This is a genomic window from Paenibacillus sp. GSMTC-2017, assembly GCF_016019935.1.
In the GTDB taxonomy this organism is placed as follows: Bacteria; Bacillota; Bacilli; order Paenibacillales; family Paenibacillaceae; genus Pristimantibacillus.
Genome location: NZ_JAECMT010000008.1, coordinates 58282 through 79848, shown reverse-complemented (window position 1 = coordinate 79848; position 21567 = coordinate 58282). Strand labels below are relative to the sequence as shown.

The 21567-nt window shown below is 44.9% G+C and carries 24 protein-coding genes; all 24 read left to right on the top strand.

Translation table 11 applies throughout. The annotated features are described in order from the left end of the window. Positions 1 to 27: 27 nt before the first annotated feature. The 24 genes from rnmV to I6N90_RS23230 all read left to right on the top strand — a co-directional run bounded on the left by rnmV (position 28) and on the right by I6N90_RS23230 (position 21500). A complete protein-coding gene (rnmV, locus tag I6N90_RS23345) occupies positions 28 to 576 on the top strand; it encodes a ribonuclease M5 (protein ID WP_197938209.1) in 549 nt (182 codons plus the stop codon). A gap of 4 nt (positions 577 to 580) precedes the next feature. Beyond that, complete coding sequence (gene rsmA / locus I6N90_RS23340; protein WP_197938207.1) at positions 581 to 1507, top strand: 16S rRNA (adenine(1518)-N(6)/adenine(1519)-N(6))-dimethyltransferase RsmA; 927 nt, start codon at positions 581 to 583, stop codon at positions 1505 to 1507. 65 nt (positions 1508 to 1572) lie between these two features. Beyond that, complete coding sequence (gene yabG / locus I6N90_RS23335; RefSeq protein WP_197938205.1) at positions 1573 to 2439, top strand: sporulation peptidase YabG; 867 nt, start codon at positions 1573 to 1575, stop codon at positions 2437 to 2439. 210 nt (positions 2440 to 2649) lie between these two features. Beyond that, positions 2650 to 2925, top strand: a complete 276-nt coding sequence (gene veg / locus I6N90_RS23330; RefSeq protein WP_168123370.1) for a biofilm formation stimulator Veg — start codon at positions 2650 to 2652, stop codon at positions 2923 to 2925. A gap of 153 nt (positions 2926 to 3078) precedes the next feature. Further along, positions 3079 to 3264, top strand: a complete 186-nt coding sequence (locus I6N90_RS23325) for a small, acid-soluble spore protein, alpha/beta type (protein WP_197938203.1) — start codon at positions 3079 to 3081, stop codon at positions 3262 to 3264. A 121-nt stretch (positions 3265 to 3385) separates the two neighbouring features. After that, on the top strand, positions 3386 to 4240 hold the full coding sequence (ispE, locus tag I6N90_RS23320) for a 4-(cytidine 5'-diphospho)-2-C-methyl-D-erythritol kinase (protein ID WP_197938202.1): 855 nt from the start codon (positions 3386 to 3388) through the stop codon (positions 4238 to 4240). An 81-nt stretch (positions 4241 to 4321) separates the two neighbouring features. Continuing rightward, complete coding sequence (purR, locus tag I6N90_RS23315) at positions 4322 to 5149, top strand: pur operon repressor (protein ID WP_197938201.1); 828 nt, start codon at positions 4322 to 4324, stop codon at positions 5147 to 5149. Between the two features lie 16 nt (positions 5150 to 5165). Then, positions 5166 to 5564 (top strand): RidA family protein, encoded by a 399-nt coding sequence (locus I6N90_RS23310; protein WP_197938200.1) that lies wholly within the window; start codon positions 5166 to 5168, stop codon positions 5562 to 5564. Between the two features lie 130 nt (positions 5565 to 5694). Further along, a complete protein-coding gene (gene spoVG / locus I6N90_RS23305; protein ID WP_087571183.1) occupies positions 5695 to 5976 on the top strand; it encodes a septation regulator SpoVG in 282 nt (93 codons plus the stop codon). 122 nt (positions 5977 to 6098) lie between these two features. Continuing rightward, a complete protein-coding gene (glmU, locus tag I6N90_RS23300) occupies positions 6099 to 7496 on the top strand; it encodes a bifunctional UDP-N-acetylglucosamine diphosphorylase/glucosamine-1-phosphate N-acetyltransferase GlmU (protein ID WP_197938199.1) in 1398 nt (465 codons plus the stop codon). A gap of 91 nt (positions 7497 to 7587) precedes the next feature. Continuing rightward, positions 7588 to 8241 (top strand): 50S ribosomal protein L25, encoded by a 654-nt coding sequence (locus I6N90_RS23295; RefSeq protein ID WP_197938198.1) that lies wholly within the window; start codon positions 7588 to 7590, stop codon positions 8239 to 8241. A 265-nt stretch (positions 8242 to 8506) separates the two neighbouring features. Further along, positions 8507 to 9067 carry an aminoacyl-tRNA hydrolase gene (pth, locus tag I6N90_RS23290; protein ID WP_197938197.1) on the top strand — a complete coding sequence of 187 codons (561 nt, stop codon included), beginning with the start codon at positions 8507 to 8509 and terminating at the stop codon, positions 9065 to 9067. Positions 9068 to 9132: 65 nt separating this feature from the next. Beyond that, complete coding sequence (locus I6N90_RS23285; protein ID WP_197938196.1) at positions 9133 to 9363, top strand: anti-sigma-F factor Fin family protein; 231 nt, start codon at positions 9133 to 9135, stop codon at positions 9361 to 9363. Between the two features lie 173 nt (positions 9364 to 9536). Further along, on the top strand, positions 9537 to 13061 hold the full coding sequence (gene mfd, locus I6N90_RS23280) for a transcription-repair coupling factor (protein WP_197938195.1): 3525 nt from the start codon (positions 9537 to 9539) through the stop codon (positions 13059 to 13061). Between the two features lie 72 nt (positions 13062 to 13133). After that, on the top strand, positions 13134 to 14201 hold the full coding sequence (locus I6N90_RS23275) for a peptidylprolyl isomerase (protein WP_197938194.1): 1068 nt from the start codon (positions 13134 to 13136) through the stop codon (positions 14199 to 14201). Positions 14202 to 14627: 426 nt separating this feature from the next. Further along, on the top strand, positions 14628 to 15170 hold the full coding sequence (gene spoVT / locus I6N90_RS23270) for a stage V sporulation protein T (protein ID WP_197938192.1): 543 nt from the start codon (positions 14628 to 14630) through the stop codon (positions 15168 to 15170). A 143-nt stretch (positions 15171 to 15313) separates the two neighbouring features. Then, positions 15314 to 16978, top strand: a complete 1665-nt coding sequence (locus tag I6N90_RS23265) for an oligosaccharide flippase family protein (RefSeq protein WP_197938190.1) — start codon at positions 15314 to 15316, stop codon at positions 16976 to 16978. 23 nt (positions 16979 to 17001) lie between these two features. Beyond that, entirely contained in the window at positions 17002 to 18522 is a 1521-nt protein-coding gene (gene mazG / locus I6N90_RS23260; protein WP_197938188.1) for a nucleoside triphosphate pyrophosphohydrolase, read from the top strand. A 182-nt stretch (positions 18523 to 18704) separates the two neighbouring features. Continuing rightward, positions 18705 to 18977: an HU family DNA-binding protein gene (locus I6N90_RS23255; RefSeq protein WP_197938186.1), complete on the top strand. Its 273-nt coding sequence runs from the start codon at positions 18705 to 18707 to the stop codon at positions 18975 to 18977. Between the two features lie 3 nt (positions 18978 to 18980). Continuing rightward, the gene (locus I6N90_RS23250; RefSeq protein ID WP_197938184.1) at positions 18981 to 19268 is read left to right on the top strand and encodes an RNA-binding S4 domain-containing protein; all 288 of its coding nucleotides are present in this window, start codon (positions 18981 to 18983) and stop codon (positions 19266 to 19268) included. A gap of 157 nt (positions 19269 to 19425) precedes the next feature. Next, positions 19426 to 19710, top strand: a complete 285-nt coding sequence (gene yabP, locus I6N90_RS23245) for a sporulation protein YabP (RefSeq protein ID WP_197938182.1) — start codon at positions 19426 to 19428, stop codon at positions 19708 to 19710. Further along, positions 19707 to 20324, top strand: a complete 618-nt coding sequence (gene yabQ, locus I6N90_RS23240; protein ID WP_332262507.1) for a spore cortex biosynthesis protein YabQ — start codon at positions 19707 to 19709, stop codon at positions 20322 to 20324. Before yabP ends, yabQ begins: the two co-directional genes overlap by 4 nt. Continuing rightward, positions 20324 to 20632 (top strand): FtsB family cell division protein, encoded by a 309-nt coding sequence (locus I6N90_RS23235; protein ID WP_197938180.1) that lies wholly within the window; start codon positions 20324 to 20326, stop codon positions 20630 to 20632. Before yabQ ends, I6N90_RS23235 begins: the two co-directional genes overlap by 1 nt. 358 nt (positions 20633 to 20990) lie before the next feature. Then, positions 20991 to 21500, top strand: coding sequence for a S1 domain-containing RNA-binding protein (locus I6N90_RS23230; RefSeq protein ID WP_197938241.1), 510 nt, complete (start codon positions 20991 to 20993; stop codon positions 21498 to 21500). The last annotated feature ends 67 nt before the right edge of the window (positions 21501 to 21567 follow it).

Genomic DNA, 21567 nt, shown 5'->3' with positions numbered 1-21567 from the left:
GCTAGGGTAAGGGAAGGACTGAGCAAAGTGATTAAGGAAGTTATCGTTGTAGAAGGAAAAGATGATACCGCCGCGATTAAGCGAGCAGTTGAAGCAGATACAATTGAAACAAACGGCTCTGCGATTGGTGAAGATGTATTGCGCCGTATTGCTCTTGCTAATGAGCGCAGAGGTGTTATTATTTTTACTGATCCCGATCATGCTGGCGAGCGAATTCGCAAAATAGTGGCACGACATGCGCCGGGCTGTAAGCATGCGTTTCTCCCGCAGGAGAAGGCCTTCTATAAAGGGGATATTGGAATCGAGAACGCAAGCCCTGACGCCATCGTACAAGCGCTATCTGAGCTTCGTACTGAAACGGAAAATGCAATTGGAGAAATTGCATGGGATGATCTGATGGAAGCGGGCTTAATCGTACATCCTAATGCGTCAAATAGACGATTAGAAATGGGCAAGCTACTTGGCATTGGATACGCGAACGGTAAACAATTTTATAAGCGTTGTACAAGCTTCCGTATATCCAAATCGGAATTCGACGTTGCACTACGTGAGATGGAACGAATACTGGAGGAATAACAGGATGAATAACGAGAACCAAAGTAGTCAAAGTAAAGGACAAGTAAAAACAACGGCACCAGAGGTTGGGTCACCGAAGCGAACGAAAGAAATTATAGCGAAGTATGGTTTTTCCTTCAAAAAAAGTCTCGGTCAAAACTTCTTGATCGATGGAAATATATTAAACAACATTGTAGCTGCTGCCGAGCTTGACGAAACAAAAGGAGCACTTGAGATTGGTCCTGGTATTGGTGCACTTACACAGCGACTTGCTGATGCTTCGGGCAAGGTAACTGCAGTAGAGATCGACCAACGACTTATTCCGATCCTTAGAGATGTACTAGCAGATAAGCCGCATGTATCCGTCGTACATGGTGATGTTCTTAAAATTGATCTGAAGGAATTATTTAAAGAGCAGTTCAAGGATGTTGCTGGCGTAAGTGTTGTAGCCAACCTGCCTTATTACGTGACGACACCAATTTTGATGAAGCTTCTGGAAGAGCGTCTGCCCTTGCAACATATCGTTGTTATGATTCAGAAAGAGGTTGCACAGCGAATGGCGGCTAAGCCAGGAGGCAAGGAATATGGCAGCCTTAGCGTAGCTGTTCAATACTACTGTGTGCCACAGCTAGTATGTATGGTGCCGAACACTGTATTTATTCCGCAGCCGAACGTTGATTCAGCTGTTATTAAGCTTTCAGTTAGAGATAAGCCGGCGGTTGACGTTCCGGATGAAGCTTTCTTCTTCCGCGTCGTGCAAGCTAGCTTTGCACAGCGTCGTAAGACGCTTGCTAACAATTTAACAGCTTTCGTAGGCAAGGAGCATCGTGAAGCTCTGAATGCATTGCTTAACGAAATAAGTATTGATCCTGTTAGACGTGGCGAGACATTATCATTGGAAGAATTCGCTGAACTAAGCAAAGCGCTTTTGTCTTCGGGGTTGGTTAGATAACGTAGTAGAAATTTCTCACCATTCGCCCTATCCGCCCATAGGATAGACGAAGAGGTGATTTACAAATGAAGCAAGGGGACCTGGTCGTCCGCAAATCGTATGGCAGTGACGTTTTGTTCCGTGTCGAAGCCGTACTTACTCATCATGCCCTTCTAAAAGGGACGGATTACCGGCTGCTGGCGGATGCGCCGATTCCAGATCTGTCTGTTGTTCAAGATCCAGAATCTACGCGCGCAGTGCAGCAGGTACGTATAAAAGTTAATGAGTCGCTCCAAAAAATGCATACCGCTAGAGAAAAGCAGGCTACAGGCTATGAGAGTGTTATTAGACGTGCCCAGGAGCAGCAGAGTGCGCCTTACTTCGAAGTGCCTGGAAAAGTGCTTCATTTGGACGGAGACGGCAACTACTTAAAGAAAAGTATGCAGCTATACAATACGATGCATGTTTTAGCTCATGGCTTGCATATTCATGAATCGCAAATGGCTGATGTGCTGTATCGACTTCTTCCACAGATCAAACCAGATATCGTAGTTATTACTGGACATGACGGTGTACTCAAAAATCGAGCCCCCGGAGAGTTGTATAGTTTAAACAGCTACAAGAACTCGCAAAACTTTGTTAATGCAGTACGGGTAGCTCGGGATTATGAAAAAAATCGAGATGGGCTGGTAGTCATTGCCGGAGCGTGCCAATCGCACTTTGAAGCGTTGTTGCAAGCTGGTTCTAACTTTGCAAGTTCTCCTGGACGAATTTTGATTCATGCACTAGATCCTGTTTATATTGCCATAAAAGCAAGTTATACCTCTATTCGTGAAACGATTAACCTACCTGATGTCATCCATGGCACCATCAGCGGTATCGATGGTGTAGGTGGAATTGATACGATGGGCAGGTACAGAATGGGTTTGCCAAAACCTAAAGTAACAACCTAATAAGCCTATTATTTAAAAAAGAACAATAGGATGTTAGGCGCATAATGTATCGGCAAAAAGAAAATACTATCGGTCAGATGCCCCCATTTTCAAAAAATGGGTGAAATCACCGTTGACAAGAGAAATAATGGACTGATATAATATTTCGCTTTGTTTGACAACCCCTCCTTCATTGGTTATAATGGACAAGGAAAGAGGTGGTAGTTGACAATGGCAAAAAACGCGCTATTGGATATAAAACGCAGCTTGGAAGCCCATGTAGGCTCCAAAATCCGTCTAAGAGCAAATGGTGGTCGTCGAAAGACCATTGAACGGACCGGCACGTTGGAAGAAATCTACCCTTCTGTTTTCATTGTCAAGCTAGACGAGGAACAGCATGCGTTCAAACGTGTGTCCTACAGCTATGCGGACATTCTGACAGAATCCGTGGAAGTTACTGTATGTAATGATGAAGGTCAGGTACGAATCGCTTATCTTCAACAATAGATTGACATAAGCTTCATATATGCCATTTAGGGCACACAGCGCAGAGCATATCTGCGCTTTTTTGTTGCGTATATTCCGGGCTTTCGAACACATACTACGTGTGTAGAGCAATTCTCAGAGTTAATTCTTATTATGAGATCGGAGGAAACGCATATGGGACGCAGACGTCGTAGTGTTATGTCTGAAGAGTTCAAATACGAGCTCGCAAAGGACTTAGGCTTTTATGATACTGTTCAGGAGGAAGGCTGGGGAGGTATAAAAGCCAAGGATGCGGGTAACATGGTGAAACGAGCAATACAGCTCGCAGAACAGGCCGCAGCGAAATCATATCGTCCATAGATCGAGCTAAAATAAGCTAAACTGTGAGTAACCAAAGAAAGCGGTTGCCATAGTTTAGCTTTTATTGTGTTCCTTTGATATAATGGTGCTTAAGCTTAAGACGAACGGGTGAACTTATCTGATGAAAATTTATGAAAAAGCTCCTGCCAAAATTAATCTATTACTGGATGTGCTTCGTAAACGTGATGACGGATACCATGAAGTCGAGATGATTATGACCATGGTAGACCTTGCAGATCGTCTAGAAATGCAAGAACTGCCGCGCGATACGATTATGTTAACGAGCCAAGTAGGCTATATTCCGCTTGATGAGAAAAATTTAGCTTTTCAAGCTGCTCGTCTAATTAAAGAGCGGTATGGCGTTAGTAAAGGTGTATACATACATCTAGATAAAAAAATACCAGTTGCTGCTGGCTTAGCTGGCGGAAGCAGCGATGCTGCAGCCGCACTCCGTGGACTAAACCGTCTTTGGGGTCTTGGCATATCTGAGGACGAGCTATGTCTGCTAGGGGCCGAATTAGGTTCGGACGTTCCTTTCTGTGTAACAGGAGGAACAGCACTTGCGCGTGGACGTGGTGAGAAGTTAGAACCGATTCATAATCCGCCACAATGCTGGGTCGTTCTTGCTAAGCCGCCTATTAACGTTTCGACGGCTGATGTGTACGGCAGACTGAGAGCTAATGATCTTAAGACTCATCCTTCTATTCCAGGGATGGTGGATGCTCTTGAACGAGGATCGTTTCAAGATATGTGCGGAGGTCTTGGCAATGTACTTGAGTCGGTTACACTGGACTTGCATCCAGAAGTGATGCAGCTTAAAGAAAGTATGTTGCGACTCGGTGCGGATGGTGTATTAATGTCTGGTAGCGGACCTACTGTGTTTGGACTAGTTTCTAAGGAAGCGAAGCTTCCACGGATATATAATGGATTAAGAGGCTTCTGTAAAGAAGTGTATGTGGTAAGAATGCTTACATAGCATGACGTTTTTATTGATTAAATCCGTATAGAAATGTAAAATTGACTTAATATTATTCGGGTTTAGCGAGGGAGATTGCCAGTGAAGAAGTTGAAAAGGAGCTCCAGGCTTGTAGAAATGACACAATATCTGTTAGCCCGCCCCCACACGTTAATTTCGTTGACAGCATTTGCAGATCGTTATCAATCGGCTAAATCATCGATAAGTGAGGATTTAGCGATTATAAAAGAGGTCTTCGAGGAAGAAAGTATCGGTGAACTGCATACACTCGCTGGGGCTGCCGGCGGAGTTAAATTTATTCCTTTAATGCATGAAGCAACTGCTTTGAACATTATGGAAAAAATTTGCCTCCAGTTGGAACAGCCTGATCGTGTATTACCAGGCGGTTACTTATATATGACGGATATGCTTGGACAGCCGGAATTGCTTGCTGATGTAGGGAGAATGTTTGCTACAGCTTTTTCAGGACGGAAAATTGATGTCATTATGACCGTAGAGACGAAGGGTATTCCTCTCGCATATGCTACGGCTGCATGTTTGAATATACCTGTTGTTATCGTAAGGCGGGACAATAAAGTAACAGAAGGTTCGGCAGTAAGCATCAATTATGTATCGGGCTCCACAAAGCGGATACAAACGATGTCATTAGCACGCAGAGCACTTAAAGAACAATCAAACGTTCTTATTATTGATGACTTTATGAAAGCTGGCGGAACGATTAAGGGCATGATGGATTTGCTCTATGAATTTAAAGCGAAGGTTGCTGGAGTTGGCGTGTTCGTAGAGTCGGGTGAAGTTGAACTTGAGGAACGTCTGCTAGAGGACTATATTTCGCTTGCGAAACTTACGGCAGTAGATATGAAAACAAAACAAACAACAGTTGTACCAGGAAACTACTTTAAAGACTAAGGAGACAGCGACTCTTATGACAACGAATACAAAACTGCAAGTGGTATCGACGGACCAAGCTCCAGCAGCAATTGGGCCTTATTCACAAGCAATTAAACTGGGCGGACTTATATTTACTTCTGGACAAATTCCTCTAGATGCATCAGGCGTTCTAGTAGAGGGCGGAATTGAAGAACAAACGCATCAGGTATTCAAAAATGTGAAGGCCGTTCTAGCAGAAGCTGGAGCGTCCTTAAATGATGTCGTCAAGGCAACTGTTTTCCTTAAAGATATGAATCAATTTGCAATTGTTAATGGTATTTACGAATCCTATTTTGGTGCTCATAAACCGGCTCGTTCGGCTGTTGAGGTGGCAAGACTACCAAAGGATGTTCTTGTCGAAATAGAGGTTATATCATCGACAAATGTCGAATGAAAACGAAAAAGATTCAAACTAAAAAAAATATTTTAAATTAAGCGTCAATTTACCAAAATGCTAGAAGGAATTGGCACAAAAACGTGGAAGTATACACCAAGTCTCTGATAGGCAAAGGTGGTGAACACAAGTGCAAATTACTGATGTCAGACTCCGCCGTGTGAATTCTGAAGGTCGCATGAAGGCTATAGCTTCCATAACCATTGACAACGAATTCGTGGTTCACGACATTCGCGTTATCGACGGTAACAATGGTATGTTCGTAGCAATGCCAAGCAAGCGTACCCCAGATGGTGAGTTCCGCGATATCGCTCATCCGATCTCCTCTACGACTCGCGAGAAGATCCAAGCTGCTGTATTAGCAGAATATGAGCGCGCGGCCGATGAAGTAGCAATTGAAGAAGGCGCTTAAGCAATACTTTGAAAGTTTGATTATGCTTGATTGGAGAAGAGAGAGCCCTGGCTCTCTTTTCTTTTTTTTGAGAATGAGCTATATTCATGTGAGGATTGAATGGTATCAGGGAGGGAATTAATATGAAAAAAATTATGGCTATCGTTCTGGCAGCTGGTCAGGGCAAACGAATGAAATCGAAATTATATAAAGTGCTTCATCCAGTAGGTGGCAAACCGATGGTAGGGCATGTGGTTGATATAGTTAAAGAAGCGGCAAGCGAGCGGACGGTTGTTATTGTGGGTCATGGCGCGGAGACTGTGAAGGCTTACTTTGGTGATGCGGCTGAATACGCTCTACAGGAACAACAACTAGGTACAGGTCATGCTGTTCGTCAAGCAGAGGAACTGTTAGGTACGGAAGAAGGCACGACTATCGTTATCTGTGGCGATACACCGCTTGTACAAGCATCTACAATAGAAGCGATGCTGAAGTTGCATGGGGAGCACAATGCGGCTGCAACTGTACTGTCTGCTTCGTTCGATAATCCTAATGGATACGGTCGTGTTATCCGTGGTGAGGATGGAACGGTTCAACGTATTGTTGAGCATAAAGACTGTTCGCCGGAAGAAATAGCAGTTAAGGAAATTAATACAGGAACGTATTGTTTCGATAATCGCAAATTGTTTGATGCCCTCAACAAGGTGACCAATGACAATACGCAAGGTGAATACTATTTGACGGATGTCATCGGTATTTTCAGGGAAGCGGGAGAAGTTGTTCAGGGCTATTGTACGGATGATGCAGCTGAAGCGGTTGGTATTAACGATCGTGTTGCTCTTTCAGAAGCGGAGCGCTTTATGAAGGAGCGCATTAATCGTCAGCATCTTCTAAATGGGGTAACGATCATTGATCCGTCTTCGACTTATATCGAAGCGGGCGTGCAAATTGGTTCGGATACCGTTTTGTATCCAGGTACTTTCCTTCGCAGCGGGACGATAATTGGAACAGATTGTGTCATTGGGCCAAGTGCGGATATCGCAAACAGCACTGTTGCCGATGGCGTTACGATTACGTATTCCGTTGTTGCAGATTCTGTTATTGGTGAAGAAAGTTCTGTAGGCCCATACGCAAACCTACGTCCAGGTACTAAAATCGGTAAAGGCTGCAAGGTTGGCGATTTCGTAGAACTAAAAAATGCATCCTTGGATGATGGAAGCAAAGTGTCACATCTTAGTTACATCGGGGATGCGAAAATTGGCAAAGACGTCAACGTTGGCTGTGGTGCTATAACAGTCAATTACGATGGATTTAACAAAGCGTTAACAGAAATTGGTGATAACGCCTTTATCGGTAGTAACGCTAACCTTATCGCCCCAGTGAAGATTGGTGATGGTGCATATGTCGTTGCAGGAACAACAGTTACTCAAGACGTTCCTGCAGGAGATCTTGCTATCGCTCGTGAGCGTCAAGTAAATAAGCCGGGATATGCGGATAAAATTCGGGCACGTGCGAAAGCGAAGAAGGAACGTTCCGAGTAACATTATGGCCTGATGATTCTAAGAGGTGATTAATTTCGGCACCTGTTGGGTAAAGTTATATGGAATTCCAAATCTACGAGGAGGGTTCCATATGGCAATCGCAATAAAAGCAGACCAACGTTCTAATCGGACAAAAGGTGATCTGCGTAAACTTAGGCTTGAAGGACAAATTCCTGGTGTTGTGTATGGTAAGGGGCTTGCCTCAGCAGCCAGTGTTAGTATCAACGAGAAAGAACTGACGGCTATACTTCGAGCGCAACCTAACGCTGTGCTTGATTTAGACATACCTTCAGTGGGTAAACATTCTGTCATGGTGGCGAATGTACAACGTGAAGCACTTAACAGACAACTTATTCACGTTGATTTCCTTCGGATTAATATGAACGAGGAAGTTAAAGCGCATGTTCGGATTGACTCTGTCGGCGATTCAACAGGCGTTCGCGAGGGTGGTATCCTGCAAGTGATCCTTCATGAGCTTGAAGTTCAATGCTTACCGGGAAGTATTCCTGAAGCGATTACAGTAGATGTCAGTACGCTCGGCATAGGAGAAAGCTTGCTCGTTAGTGATTTATCACTCCCACAAGGTGTAGAGGCGAAGTCTGATCCGCAGCTTGTCGTTGTAACTGTACTTGCACCACAGAAAGAACTGACCGAAGAAGAGAAAGCAGCCCAAGATGTCGAGCAGCATGAAGCCGAATCTCGTTCGGACCATGCTCAGCATAAAGAGATTGCTACTAGTTTGTAAAACGTAGGGTGTAATCGTACGATTTACAAGCACGTAGTATTTCAGTGGAATATTGATGGAATGTACATTAGTTAAGAATGTTTTTGTATGCATAATACAGAGCGCCTTCCCGTAAGTGGAGTAATCTACTTACGGGAAGGCGCTTTTTTGATAATGAAACAAATGAAATGAACTAAAGTATCCATATGAATGATAAAGGACTTAAAGTGCTTCGCAATTCGTCATCATTTATGCTACATTATGATCGTAAAGGAGTGTAAATGACATGAAGTGGATCGTAGGATTAGGCAATCCGGGCAATACATATAAAGACACAAGGCATAATGTAGGATTTATGGTTGTTGATGAACTCGCTAAGCGATGGGGAATATCAGTTACGCAAAATAAATGTAAGGCGCTCATCGGTGAAGGAAACATACAAGGAGTAAAAGTAGCTTTAATAAAGCCCATGACGTATATGAACTTGTCTGGTGAGTCGGTTAGATCATTTATGGATTATTTTAAAACAGAATTGTCCGACGGTATTATCGTATATGATGATTTGGATACGGAAATTGGTAAGCTGCGTCTGCGTTATCAAGGAAGCGCTGGTGGCCATAATGGCATTAAGTCACTCATCCAGCATTTGAACACACAAACATTCAATCGAGTTCGTATGGGGATATCACGACCGCAACCAGGTATGGTTATATCTGATTATGTATTAGCAACATTTCCGAAGGCTGATCGGGACAAGCTTCAGACGATGATTGAGAACGCTTGTGATGCTGTAGAGTACGGGCTTAAGGCGCCATTTGAGGAAACGATGGCAAAGTTTAATGGCTAAACCCGTTAAATTATAGCGATGCGGGGCATACTGAAGGGTATAACATTCCTTCAGGAGGCATACATATGGCTGTGAACTATATTTGCAGGCACTGCAAGACGTCCATGGGGTCGCTTGAAAGCACATCAATAACGGAGCAACAGCTCGGTTTCCATTTCTTGACCCCCGAAGAACGCAACGATATAATAGCGTATGACTTAAACGGGGATGTTACAGTGAAGGTCGTTTGCGATTACTGCAACGAAGCGCTGAATACGAATCCTGACTTAATGTTAGTCAGTAATCCTCTGCAATAGAACAACATGTATAGCAGCTCGCGAGAATAAGCTATGCCGTCATAGGACGGCTGTAGCTGTTTTTGCGTGGGCAATCTCCCCATCGGTCTGTTAGAAGCGAAAAGGGGTTATCACGGTTGTCCAAATCATTGTCGGTTTCATTGGTTGTGTAAAGAAAAGAGGTGCCGCTAACGTTGAAAGCGCTAATTAAAGCTTTTGCTACGGATTCGGATGTTCAATCGATATTGTCCGGTATCCGCAAAGGGATGCGTGAGCAAATGGTATCCGGTCTCGCTGGCTCTTCTAGACAAGTGTTAATTGCAGCGCTTGAAGAAGATGTAAAGCGTCCGATGCTAGTTGTCACACATAATATGTTCTCCGCACAGAAAATTGCGGAGGATCTACAGGAATGTCTGTCAGCCGAAAAAGTGCTGCTGTATCCTGCGAATGAGCTAATGGCTGCCGAAGCAGCGATCTCGAGTCCTGAGACGTTGGCGCAGCGAATGGATGTGCTGATCAAGCTATCCAAAGGCTATCGCGGGATTGTTGTCGTGCCGTTTTCTGGTGTTCGGCGTTACCTGCCAATCAGCAGTGTTATGGCTGAAGCGCAAGTGACTGTAACGGTAGGCGATTCTTTGCCGCTTGATGATTTCCTCCGCCGAATGACGGTATTAGGTTACGTTCGAGCTGATCGTGTAGAAGCTCGTGGCGAGATAAGTGTACGTGGTGGAATTGTTGACTTCTATCCGTTAACAGAAACACAAGCTTATCGGATTGAGTGGTTCGGCGATGAAATCGATTCGATTAGAACATTTGACCCTGCTGATCAACGTTCTTCCGATCGACTAGAGTCTTATGTAATAACGCCGTGCCAAGAAATTATTGCAGACATGACCAGAATGGTATCAGCGGCTAACCATGCGAGCGGCTTGTTAGAGCGTCAATTGGAGAAAATGTCTGACCGTACAGCGAAAGATCGCCTTCGTACAGAAATTGGCGGTGAGCTTGATAAGCTGAAAGAAAATATGCACTTCCCTGAAATCTATAAATATATATCGCTACTATACCCAGAGCGTCATACAATATTGGACTACATGCCGAGCGACACTCTGCTTATATTAGACGAGCCGACGCGATTAATAGAGACAGCGAAACAGCTTGAGCGGGACGAAGGCGAATGGGCTATTCATTTACTCCAAAATGGTAAGTCATTGCCAGGTCTAGCGCTTGCAAGAGATACGGATGAGATTCTTCATCATCGCCCGTTTCCTACGTTGTTTCTGTCGTTGTTTTTAAGGCAAATTCCACATACCCAGCCACAAAACATTTTGAATATGACTAGTCGTTCAATGCAAAACTTCCATGGGCAGATGAATGTACTTAAGGCAGAAATGGAACGTTGGAAAAAGATCGGCGCAACTGTTATGATGCTTGCTGGCAACGCAGAGCGTATGGACCGGATGCGTCGTGTGTTAGACGATTATGGAATCGAAGCACCAATGCTGCTTGAGGGCAATCTTCAGCAAGGATTCGAGCTGCCGTCTTCACATTTGGTCGTTATTACAGAAGGTGAGATGTTCTCACAAAAGCAGCGTAAGCAGCGGCGTCTAGATAAGAAGATGGACAACGCTGAGCGTATTAAGAGCTATACGGAGCTCAAGGTTGGCGATTACGTCGTCCATCATAATCATGGTATTGGTAAATATGTAGGGATTGGTACGCTGGAGATCGGCGGCATTCATCGAGACTACTTACATATCGTATACGCTGGCGGAGATAAGCTGTCTGTTCCGATTGAACAAGTTGATATGATTCAGAAATATGTCGGCTCGGAAGAGAGGGAGCCGAAGGTAAGTAAGCTTGGCGGGGCTGAATGGACGAAAGCTAAGAGCAAGGCGAAAGCTTCTGTTCAAGATATTGCTGATGATCTTATTAAGCTGTATGCACAGCGTCAATCAACTACTGGTTATTCGTTTGGCGAAGATACAAGCTATCAACAGGAATTTGAAGCGATGTTCCCGTATGACGAAACACGTGATCAGCTTCGTGCAATAGAAGAGATTAAGAGAGACATGGAAAAAGATCAACCTATGGATCGGTTGTTGTGTGGCGACGTTGGTTACGGCAAAACAGAAGTTGCGGTTCGTGCTGCATTTAAAGCGGCTATGGATAGTAAACAAGTAGCAGTACTAGTGCCTACTACAATTCTTGCACAGCAACATTACGAGACGTTCCGCGAACGATTCGCAGGATATCCTATCAATGTTCAAGTGTTAAGTCGTTTCCGCTCTCGCAAAGAGCAAAACGATACGATGAAAGGTCTAAAAAATGGAACAGTAGACGTAGTAATCGGTACACATAGACTGTTGTCTCAAGATATCATTTTCAAATCGCTAGGATTGCTGATTGTCGATGAAGAGCAACGCTTTGGCGTTTCACATAAGGAAAAGCTTAAGAAGCTAAAAACAAATGTAGATGTATTGACGCTGACAGCTACACCGATTCCACGTACGCTTCATATGTCTATGCTTGGTGTTCGTGATTTATCGGTTATTGAGACACCGCCAGAAAATCGTTTCCCTGTACAAACCTATGTCGTAGAATACAGTCCTGCGCTTGTACGTGAAGCTGTAGAACGGGAACTTGCAAGAGGTGGTCAAGTTTATTATCTGTATAACCGTGTACAAGGCATTCATCAAATGGCGGAGGCAATCAATGCACTCGTACCCGATGCCAAGGTGTCTGTAGGTCATGGGCAAATGTCTGAACAAGAACTCGAGAAAACGATCCTCGACTTCCTTGATGGAGAATCTGATGTTCTTGTCAGTACTAGCATTATTGAGACAGGCGTCGACATTCCGAACGTGAACACGCTGATCGTCCATGATGCGGACAAGATGGGCTTGTCCCAGTTGTATCAGCTACGTGGACGGGTAGGACGATCCAACCGGATTGCGTATGCTTACTTCACCTATCAGCGAGATAAGGTGCTTACTGAAGTAGCAGAGAAAAGGTTACAATCGATTAAGGAATTTACTGAGCTTGGATCTGGTTTCAAAATAGCGATGCGCGATCTTTCGATTCGTGGAGCGGGAAATTTGCTTGGAGCGGAGCAACATGGATTTATTGCGTCAGTAGGCTTCGACATGTATTCACAGATGCTCGCTGATGAAATTGCGAAGCGTAAAGCAGAGATGAGCGGCGTAGAGGTTAAGGAAGAGAAGCCGATTAGTACTCTTATCGATATAAGTGTCGATGCGTATTTGCCATCTGACTACATTTATGACAGTATCCAAAAGATCGAAATTTACAAGAAGGTTGCAGCTGTTCGCTCCTTTGAGGAAACCGATGATCTTATCGACGAGTTGGTCGATCGTTTCGGTGATTTGCCACAAGCCGTTAGCAACTTAATGGCCGTTGCACGTCTCAAAATTTATGGTGCAGATTATGGAATTGAAACCATTAGCCAAAAGGGAGACGACCTGCAATTTAAGCTAGCAGAGAAGCAAAAGGGTAAAATCATACGTAAAAAAGTTGATCAGTTATGTATGAGCTTAGAAAACAGATTTAAACAAAATGCGGAGCAGGAATCACCTACCATTCTACTTAGAGGAAAAGGGTTAAATATGGAGCAAAAGCTTCATCTATCTGAAAAGTTTATGGCAGGATTTAGCGAAGCGCTCATGAAGAAAGAAGAGCTGCAGAATGCGACATCATAGTCGAAATTCGCTTTTAGTATTCCTTTTCTGCTACAATAAAAAGTAAGTTTATAATCTGAAAGGGGATTCAACATGTTGCACAGTTCACGCAAATCAGCATGGCGCAGAGGCGCACTGCTTGTTATCTCAGCGGTGCTCGTTATGACGATGCTCGCGGCATGCGGCAAAGGCAAGGAGCACAGTTTGGAGTTTAAAGGTGTTGGAGAAGGAGAGGTTGTCGCTACTTATAAAGACGGAAAAGTAACGAAATCTGAATTCGACAAATACCTTGCAATCTTTGGTACAGCACAAGCCCAATACGAGCAAGTAATTGCAATGCCACAATTTCAGCAAATGATTCTAGAGCAATATGTGTCCTACAAGATACTTGGAACAAAAGCTTCAGAGGAGTCTTTGAAGAAAGCAAGAACAGAAGTAGATAAGCAGCTTAAAGAATATGATACTGCATTAAAGAACGACACAGCTCTAGCAGCTAAAGTGAAAGAAAAGAAGATTTCTAGAGAAGATATGGCTACTTTCCTTATGCAAACGGCGACTGTTGTCGTGCATATGAATTCACAAGTAACTGATGCTGATCTTAAAAAAGCATATGAAGACATGAAAGCTGATTTCGCAGTTTCTTCTGTTCGTCACATTCTAGTTGCAACTGAAGAGAAGAACCAAGAAACTGGCGAGAGCAAAACTCTTCGTACAGAAGCAGAAGCGCTTGCTCGTGCAAAAGAAGTAAAAGCGAAGCTTGAAGCTGGTGGAGACTGGAATGCTCTTGCTAAACAATATACTGACGATACAAGTTCTAAAGAAAAAGGCGGCCTTTATGAGGATACTGAAGGAAAGAACTGGGTAGAAGAGTTCAAAAAAGCAGTATTTGAACAAAAGGTTGGCGTTATTGGTGAGCCAGTGAAGTCGCAATTTGGTTACCATGTAATCAAAGTAGAAAAGCGTAACGAAGTGGCATACGATAAATTGTCTGAAGAAAATAAAGAATCCGTTAAGGGTGCAGCAGCATACGTCTACATGGATAAATTCCTAAAAGAAGATATGCCGAAGCAAGAACTAAAAGTTACACTTCCTGAGGTTGCTCCAACTGAAGGCGGAGAAGTTGCTCCTACGGAAGCACCTACTGAAGCTCCTAAGAAATAAGATGATTTAGGTATCGAATAACAAAAAAGACCGTTTGAACAGCAATTTATTTGCTGGACAAGCGGTCTTTTTCTTTCATTTAGCATAGTAATAATGTTCAAGTAAGCTGATTACAGCGGAATGAAATGGCACTCTTGGAGTCGTGCATAAGATAATGGGAGCGGATGAATACTATGGTCAGATTCAAAATCTTCATTGAAGGATTTTATCTCATCGTTACCAGATCAGGGCACCTGACCCCATTATAGTGACATAATGCTGCGAAGATATCTGGTAAGGGATTACAACAGCCGCGGTAACGCGGTATCACATCTTGGAAGCATCCGTGAGGGACAACCATCCTTCTCGTAGCACTTTCGGTGATGTTTCTCATACAAGCATGATCCAGTCGGTTCAAAATCCTCTAGGAAAGTGGGGCAACAAGAAATGAAAGCAACTGGAATAGTACGTCGCATCGATGATCTTGGACGTGTCGTAATTCCGAAGGAGATTCGTCGTACATTGCGTATTCGCGAAGGTGATCCTTTGGAAATATTCGTTGACCGTGATGGTGAAGTTATTTTGAAAAAATATTCTCCAATTGGGGAGTTAGGCGACTTCGCTAAGGAGTATGCGGAGTCGTTATTTGAAAGTACAGGTCATATTACGTTAATAACGGATCGTGACACCATTATTACGGTAGCAGGTGCTTCCAAAAAAGAACTGTTGGACAAGTCCGTAGGATCTACGCTCGAAACTTGTATGGACAATCGCAAAACAGTTGCAGAGACGAATGGCGGTACATTTGAAATTGTGAAGGATCTCCAAGAGCAATATTCTTCATTTGTCGCTGCGCCAATTATTGCAGGTGGTGATCCAATCGGTACTGTCGTGCTATTAAGCAAAGATGACTCTGTCAAGATGGCTCAAATGGAAACGAAGATGGCAGAAACAGCAGCAGGCTTCCTAGCTAAGCAAATGGAACAGTAGTAAACGATCGTCCACACATAGGTTTGGCAAGACAGCTTTTCCTTTCGGGTTTTTACCTTGAATGGGGAAGCTTTTTTTCTATCTGCCCTAAATTACGGTATAATCATTAATCATGAGAACACTAGGGAGCAGGGGAATAAAGAATGAGCCGTAATTCTTCAAGCAAGCAGCCGATAAAGTTCTGGAAGCATGGCGTTATGCTAATGGCTGGCGCAGCGCTTCTATCTAAGCTAATCGGTGCATTGCAGAAGATACCTCTACAAAATATTGCGGGAGATCGGGTATTCGGTATTTATAATGCGGTTTACCCGTTCTATCAGCTTATAGCGGTACTGGCTACGGCAGGTTTGCCGACGGCAGTATCGATTATTATTGCACAAAGGCTGCGTGAGGGTAGGGCAGCAGAAGAAGCACGACCGGCACTTATAGCAGCAATGCTGTTGCTTGGTGCATCAGGTTTAATTGCGTTTTGCTTCATGTGGGTAAGTGCAGATTTAACGGCTGTTTTGATAGGGGACAAGTCCTCTGCGGCCGCTATACGAATATTATCGCTCGCGCTTCTCATTGTTCCATTCGCTGCTGTTCTTCGTGGTTATATGCAAGGAAGAAGACAAATGGGACTGTCTGCTGCTTCGCAAGTAGCTGAGCAGGTGATGAGGGTAGCTGTTATGCTTCTTGCGCTGGAAGTCGGTATTGTAGCTGGCTGGAGCGAGTCAGCACTCGCTGCTGGTGTAATGAGCGGGGCAACTGCTGGAGCTTTTGTCGCGCTGGTTCTACTCGTTGTGTTAGGGTGGCCGATGAGAACGAAGCGTAGTAATCGAACGGCAATTGGCTTCCGTCGATTGCTGCGGGAGATGAAGGAACTTGTTATATTGGCAGTTCCAGCTACGCTTGCGGCGCTTGTTATACCAGCGATTGGTGTGGTGGATGCGTTCATGGTTCCAAGGTTGCTTCGCGAAAGCGGATTAGGTGAAGCGGGTGCAATGAGTATGTTTGGCATCTATAGTCGTGCTCAACCACTCGTACAATTGATCGTTATGGTTGCTGGAGCAGCAGCAGCTGCACTTGTTCCGGGGTTAGTCGCTGCAAGAGTAAGTAATGACTATAAAACGTTCGGACTACGTTTGTCGCTTCTCGTCCGTCTTGCTTGGACAGTTGGCGCAGCGGCAGCGCTGGGGCTAGTTTTGCTTGCAGATCCGCTTAACCGTATGTTTTACATGGATGGTAAGGAGACGTTAACCTTCGCACTGATCGGCTGCACAGCGCTAGCCGGCTGTGCGAACGCGGTGTTCGCCCCCGCGCTGCAAGCGCTCGGCTCAGCGCGGGTACCTATCGCGCTGCTCTTGCTCGCAGCGCTGCTAAAAGGCGCGCTGAACGCCGCGCTAGTGCCCTCCCTCGGCATCGAGGGAGCTGCACTCTCCGGCGTTGCCGCGCTGAGCGCCGCCGCGATTCTCGGCGCGGCGGCAATCCGCCATGCGGCGGCGGGCTTTCGCACGCCGCATGTGCGGACTGGTCGGCTGGCGGGCATGCGTCCCGCCGCCGGAGCGATTGTCGCGCTGGTGGTTATGGCCAGCGCGGTATTGCTCTCCCAGCGCGCGGTAAACGCCGCGCTGGGGTATTCGCTGTCGCCGCGGGCGACGGCGACAGCGCTCGCGCTGACTGGCGCAGCCGTCGGCGCATTTGTCTTCGCCGCGGCTGCGCTGCGCGGCGGCATTGTTAGCGCGCCGGAATGGCGCGTACTGCCGGGCGGCGAGGGGCTTGCCGCACGGCTTCGTCGCTTACGGCTTATTCCGCCTAGCGAGCAATAATGATTTTGGAGGAGGTAATCCCTATGGCTAAATTATCTATCGTAATCGTCGGTCTTGGTTCCGGTGATCCCGATCAAATAACGCTTGGCGTTTGGCGGAGAATACAGTCAGCGAAGCGTGTTTTCGTAAGGACAGAGAAACATCCTGTAATGGCGCTACTGCACGAGCATGAAATCAGCTATTCAACATTCGATCATTTGTATGATCAACTTGAATCTTTTCCAGAGGTGTATGAAGCGATTGCGAGCACATTGCTTGATGCAGCCATTAACGGTGTTTCCAATGAAGTTTCTAACAGTGCTAAAGTCTCAGATGATCATACGATCCTGTATGCTGTACCAGGTCATCCTATGGTTGCTGAGCGTACTGTACAGTTACTTCGCGAGCGTTGTAAGGATGCAGGCGTGGAACTGCAAATTATCGGTGGTGAAAGCTTCTTAGACGCGGCATTCACAAGTCTTGGTATCGATCCAATCGAAGGATTCGCTTTATTAGATGCTGCAGAACTCCAAGCATCGCAGCTTGGGCCACAGCTACATACGCTGATTGGGCAAGTATATGATGTCTTCACTGCATCAGATGTGAAGCTTGCGCTAATGGAACGTTATCCTGAGGACTATGAAGTTATTATTGGTCACGCACTTGGTGTTAAAGGTGAGGAGCAGATCCTTCGTGTACCGATTTATGAGCTGGATCGTGATCAAGGTTACGGTAATCTTTCGCTTATTTATGTACCGCGCTCTGAAGATCCTGCACTTAGAAACAGAACATTTGATCGCTTACATGAAATCGTAGCGACTCTGCGCGGCCCAGAAGGCTGTCCGTGGGACCAAGAGCAGACACATAGCTCTATTCGCAAAAACTTTATTGAAGAGCTCTACGAGGCACTTGAAGCGTTAGACAACGATGATCCTGATGGTATGCAAGAAGAATTCGGGGATATCATTCTCCAAGTTATGCTTCATAGTCAAATGGAAGAGGAGATAGGAACGTTCTCCGTCTATGATGTTATCGGGACGCTGAACGAGAAGTTAATCTTCCGCCATCCCCACGTGTTCGGCGAGCAAAGTGCCGGTAACGCTCATGAAGCTTTGAACAATTGGGAAAGTATGAAAGCCGAAGAGAAGCGGCTTAAAGGAACAGATGCTAGTCGTAAGTCACTGCTAGACGGCATTCCGCAAGATTTGCCAGCGCTTATGAAAGCTTATAAGCTTCAGAAGAAAGCGGCTAAGGTTGGCTTTGATTGGGATAATCTTGAGCCCGTTCTAGCCAAGATCGAAGAGGAACTTCGAGAGCTTAGAGAAGTAATCGCATCTGGCGATGTAGAGAAGCAAGCCGATGAGCTTGGTGATCTTCTATTCGCTGTGGTGAATGCATCTAGGTTTATTGATGCCGATCCAGAGGAAGCTCTTTCTCGCACAAATCGAAAGTTTAAGAGCCGATTTCAATATATTGAAGAGCAACTTCGTATAAATGGTAAAACTTTTGACCAAACTGATTTACTAGAAATGGATCGTTGGTGGGAAGAAGCGAAACGACTCTAGCAGCTAGCCTTTCGCCACAATTCGCCGAAATTCCGCACTATTCCCAAAAAAATTTACGTTATGAAGCAGGATTTTCTACAAAGGAGCAGAATATGTTATCATCGTAAGAGCATATTTTGCCAATGGGTGAGCCGTTTTCACGGCAGCCACAAATAACCGACATCTATTAGGAGGATATTCAAATGAACAAAACAGACTTGATCAACAATATTGCAGAAAAGAGCGGTTTGACTAAACGCGACGTAGAAGCTGTACTTAATGGCTTCCTAGGTGAAGTTACTGACGCTCTTGCTAGTGGCGACAAAGTACAATTGATCGGTTTCGGAACTTTCGAAACTCGTAAACGTTCTGGCCGTGTAGGTCGTAACCCACAAACAGGCGCAGAAATCACAATTCCAGAATCAAAAGTTCCTGCATTCAAAGCAGGTAACAAACTTAAAGAAGCGATCAAGTAATTCATGCGATTAGATAAATTTCTCAAGGTATCACGACTGATCAAACGCCGCACTGTCGCAAAGGATGTATCCGAGCAAGGGCGAGTATGGATTAACGGCCGCGAAGCGAAAGCAAGCAGTGCCGTCAAAGTCGGCGACGAACTTCAGATCCAATTTGGTCAGAAGATTGTTACAGTTCGAGTGGAGAGACTTTCTGAGTCAACCCGCAAGGATGAAGCTGGCGAGCTATATACCTTGGTGAAAGAAGAACAGCGCCCACGTGAGACTGGTCTCGACTGGGAGCAGAAATAATAGCATTTGAATTGAATTGGAAGGCTGTCTCAAGAGATCATATCGATCTTAAGAGGCAGCCTTTTGTGCTGTTTAATAGAATAAGAGAAGACGAGTTCTAAACCTTGTCCGTATCCCATAAGTTAATAGAGAAATTAACGTGACGGGGGACGAGTCTATGGTTGAACATGGCAAAGGACAGAAGGCCCAAGAGGTCAAATTGATCAATCGGAAGCTACTAGAGCTGACTGGTGTTACTAATGTTGAAAGCTTCGACAGCGAAGAGTTTCTGCTCGATACTCAGCTTGGGTTTCTAACTGTTACAGGGCAGAATTTGCATATTAAACATTTGAGCTTGGAGCAGGGACTCGTTTCTATTGAAGGACTTGTACATTCACTCGCCTATTTGGACGGAGCGGCCGCGGGTAAATCCAAGGGACTGTTCGGGAAGCTATTTAAGTGACATTAAGCGTTCAATGGTTTACGGTGGCCGTCATGTTGTTGTCAGGGCTAGGTATGGGCGTGGTATTCGATAGTTATCGTGTCGTATCGAATGAGCTACGATTTCCACGTTGGTGGCTGCCTGTACTTGATATCGTTTATTGGATGGCGTCGGCTGTGATCGTCTTTCGAGTGTTGTATGCCAGCAACAATGGCGAGGTGCGGGCATACGTGTTCCTTGGACTAGCTTTAGGTGTCATTCTCTACTACTGGTTGTTAAGTAAAGTTGTAGTTGTACTTGTAAAGTGGCTGATTTTAGCGGTTCGTACATTGATAACATTTATATTGAAAATTATCGATATTTTTGTCCTAAAACCAGTACTTCTACTCTACAAATTATCGAAGGTTATTTTAGGATTTGGGACTGCACTCACTATTTTCCTCCTAAAAATTGTGGTACAATTGGTTCGTCCTTTATGGCTACTATTGTTTTGGTTAGTAAAGCCTGTAACCCGTCCACTTGGTCGGTGGCTGAAACCATATTGGGATCGTATTCGATTCCAAGAGCGGTTAGGGAAGTGGGTATCTACTTTTGCGAACAAGTGGAATCAATGGTTTAGGAGGGAAAAGCGTTAATGGCTACTGCGACTGCGAAAAAATCAACAGGCCGCTCACCAGCGAGACGAAGGTACAGAATTTGGATGACGTTTATCGTCTTATTCATGGGCTGGGCTGCGTATACGTTGTTCGGGCAAATGCAACAGCAGAAGGCGACTAACGTTAAGCTCACGACAATTGAGAGTGGACTTGAAGCATCCAAACTTCAGACCGAAGCATTGAAGCGAGAGGTCGAGCGATTAAATGACCCTGAATATATCTCGCAACTGGCTACAAAAGAGCAAGGAATGGTCAAACAGGGTGAACAACAGATATTCAGCAAATAATAGGACGATGAATCGGGTGAACGTCTGTTGACCTCGATTCGGCGATTCGGTTATAATCACGATAGAAGCAGAGCAAGGCTTGCGAGGCAAAGTTGATTTTTTTATACAAAAATGATGCTTACGAAGTAAGTTTTGTTTACAAGTGGAGACTTATGCTTATCAAATAAGTTTTGTTTGTGAAACAGGGCTTATGCTTATGAAGTAAGTTTTGTCTTTAAAGGAATGCATAGCTTACAATGTAAGTTTTGCTTTGAAGACAGGTGCTTATGCTTACGAAGTAAGTTTTGTTCAAAATTTGCTTATGTATGTAAGCCAATTGTTTTTCCACAAAACTTTTAAGAGAGGAACATTTTATTTTATGGCAATTGAAGTGGGCGCCAAGTTAGAAGGAAAAGTGACGGGCATCACGCATTTTGGGGCATTTGTCGATTTATCGGGAGGTGTCACAGGTCTTGTTCACATTTCAGAGATTGCCGATAACTACGTCAAGGACGTAAAGGATCACCTGAAGATCGAAGATGTTGTTAAGGTCAAAGTGATCAATGTGGACAAAGACGGAAAGATCGGACTTTCAATTAAGCAAGCTATTGACCGGCCTGAGGGCCAACAACCGCCGCAGCAACGTGAGCGTACAAGTGGTGGTGGAGGCGCAGGTGGTGGCGGCGGAGAACGTTTCAACCGTGGCGGTGGCGGCCAAGACCGTGGCGGACGTCCCTTCAACAAGCAATCGGCTGGCAGACCGGCATTCGGTAAACCGTCATTCGAGGATAAAATGTCTCGGTTCTTGAAAGATAGCGAAGAGCGTATTTCTTCCCTTAAGAAGAATACGGAAGGCAAACGCGGTGGACGCGGAGCTAAGCGAGTATAATCGATAATGACTATTTCATAGATCAAGCAGAGCCATAATGGCTCTGCTTTTTTTGTGTTGTACAATC

Excerpts from the sequence above, each read along its gene's own strand:
- I6N90_RS23250 (WP_197938184.1), top strand. The coding sequence starts at position 18,981 with ATGCGATTAGATAAATTTCTCAAGGTATCACGACTGATCAAACGCCGC.
- I6N90_RS23295 (WP_197938198.1), top strand. The coding sequence starts at position 7,588 with ATGGCAATCGCAATAAAAGCAGACCAACGTTCTAATCGGACAAAAGGT.
- yabP (WP_197938182.1), top strand. The coding sequence starts at position 19,426 with ATGGTTGAACATGGCAAAGGACAGAAGGCCCAAGAGGTCAAATTGATC.
- I6N90_RS23230 (WP_197938241.1), top strand. The coding sequence starts at position 20,991 with ATGGCAATTGAAGTGGGCGCCAAGTTAGAAGGAAAAGTGACGGGCATC.
- veg (WP_168123370.1), top strand. The coding sequence starts at position 2,650 with ATGGCAAAAAACGCGCTATTGGATATAAAACGCAGCTTGGAAGCCCAT.
- I6N90_RS23265 (WP_197938190.1), top strand. The coding sequence starts at position 15,314 with ATGAGCCGTAATTCTTCAAGCAAGCAGCCGATAAAGTTCTGGAAGCAT.
- rsmA (WP_197938207.1), top strand. The coding sequence starts at position 581 with ATGAATAACGAGAACCAAAGTAGTCAAAGTAAAGGACAAGTAAAAACA.
- mazG (WP_197938188.1), top strand. The coding sequence starts at position 17,002 with ATGGCTAAATTATCTATCGTAATCGTCGGTCTTGGTTCCGGTGATCCC.
- I6N90_RS23235 (WP_197938180.1), top strand. The coding sequence starts at position 20,324 with ATGGCTACTGCGACTGCGAAAAAATCAACAGGCCGCTCACCAGCGAGA.
- pth (WP_197938197.1), top strand. The coding sequence starts at position 8,507 with ATGAAGTGGATCGTAGGATTAGGCAATCCGGGCAATACATATAAAGAC.
- I6N90_RS23310 (WP_197938200.1), top strand. The coding sequence starts at position 5,166 with ATGACAACGAATACAAAACTGCAAGTGGTATCGACGGACCAAGCTCCA.
- I6N90_RS23325 (WP_197938203.1), top strand. The coding sequence starts at position 3,079 with ATGGGACGCAGACGTCGTAGTGTTATGTCTGAAGAGTTCAAATACGAG.
- I6N90_RS23255 (WP_197938186.1), top strand. The coding sequence starts at position 18,705 with ATGAACAAAACAGACTTGATCAACAATATTGCAGAAAAGAGCGGTTTG.
- glmU (WP_197938199.1), top strand. The coding sequence starts at position 6,099 with ATGAAAAAAATTATGGCTATCGTTCTGGCAGCTGGTCAGGGCAAACGA.
- I6N90_RS23285 (WP_197938196.1), top strand. The coding sequence starts at position 9,133 with ATGGCTGTGAACTATATTTGCAGGCACTGCAAGACGTCCATGGGGTCG.
- I6N90_RS23275 (WP_197938194.1), top strand. The coding sequence starts at position 13,134 with ATGTTGCACAGTTCACGCAAATCAGCATGGCGCAGAGGCGCACTGCTT.
- spoVT (WP_197938192.1), top strand. The coding sequence starts at position 14,628 with ATGAAAGCAACTGGAATAGTACGTCGCATCGATGATCTTGGACGTGTC.
- yabG (WP_197938205.1), top strand. The coding sequence starts at position 1,573 with ATGAAGCAAGGGGACCTGGTCGTCCGCAAATCGTATGGCAGTGACGTT.
- ispE (WP_197938202.1), top strand. The coding sequence starts at position 3,386 with ATGAAAATTTATGAAAAAGCTCCTGCCAAAATTAATCTATTACTGGAT.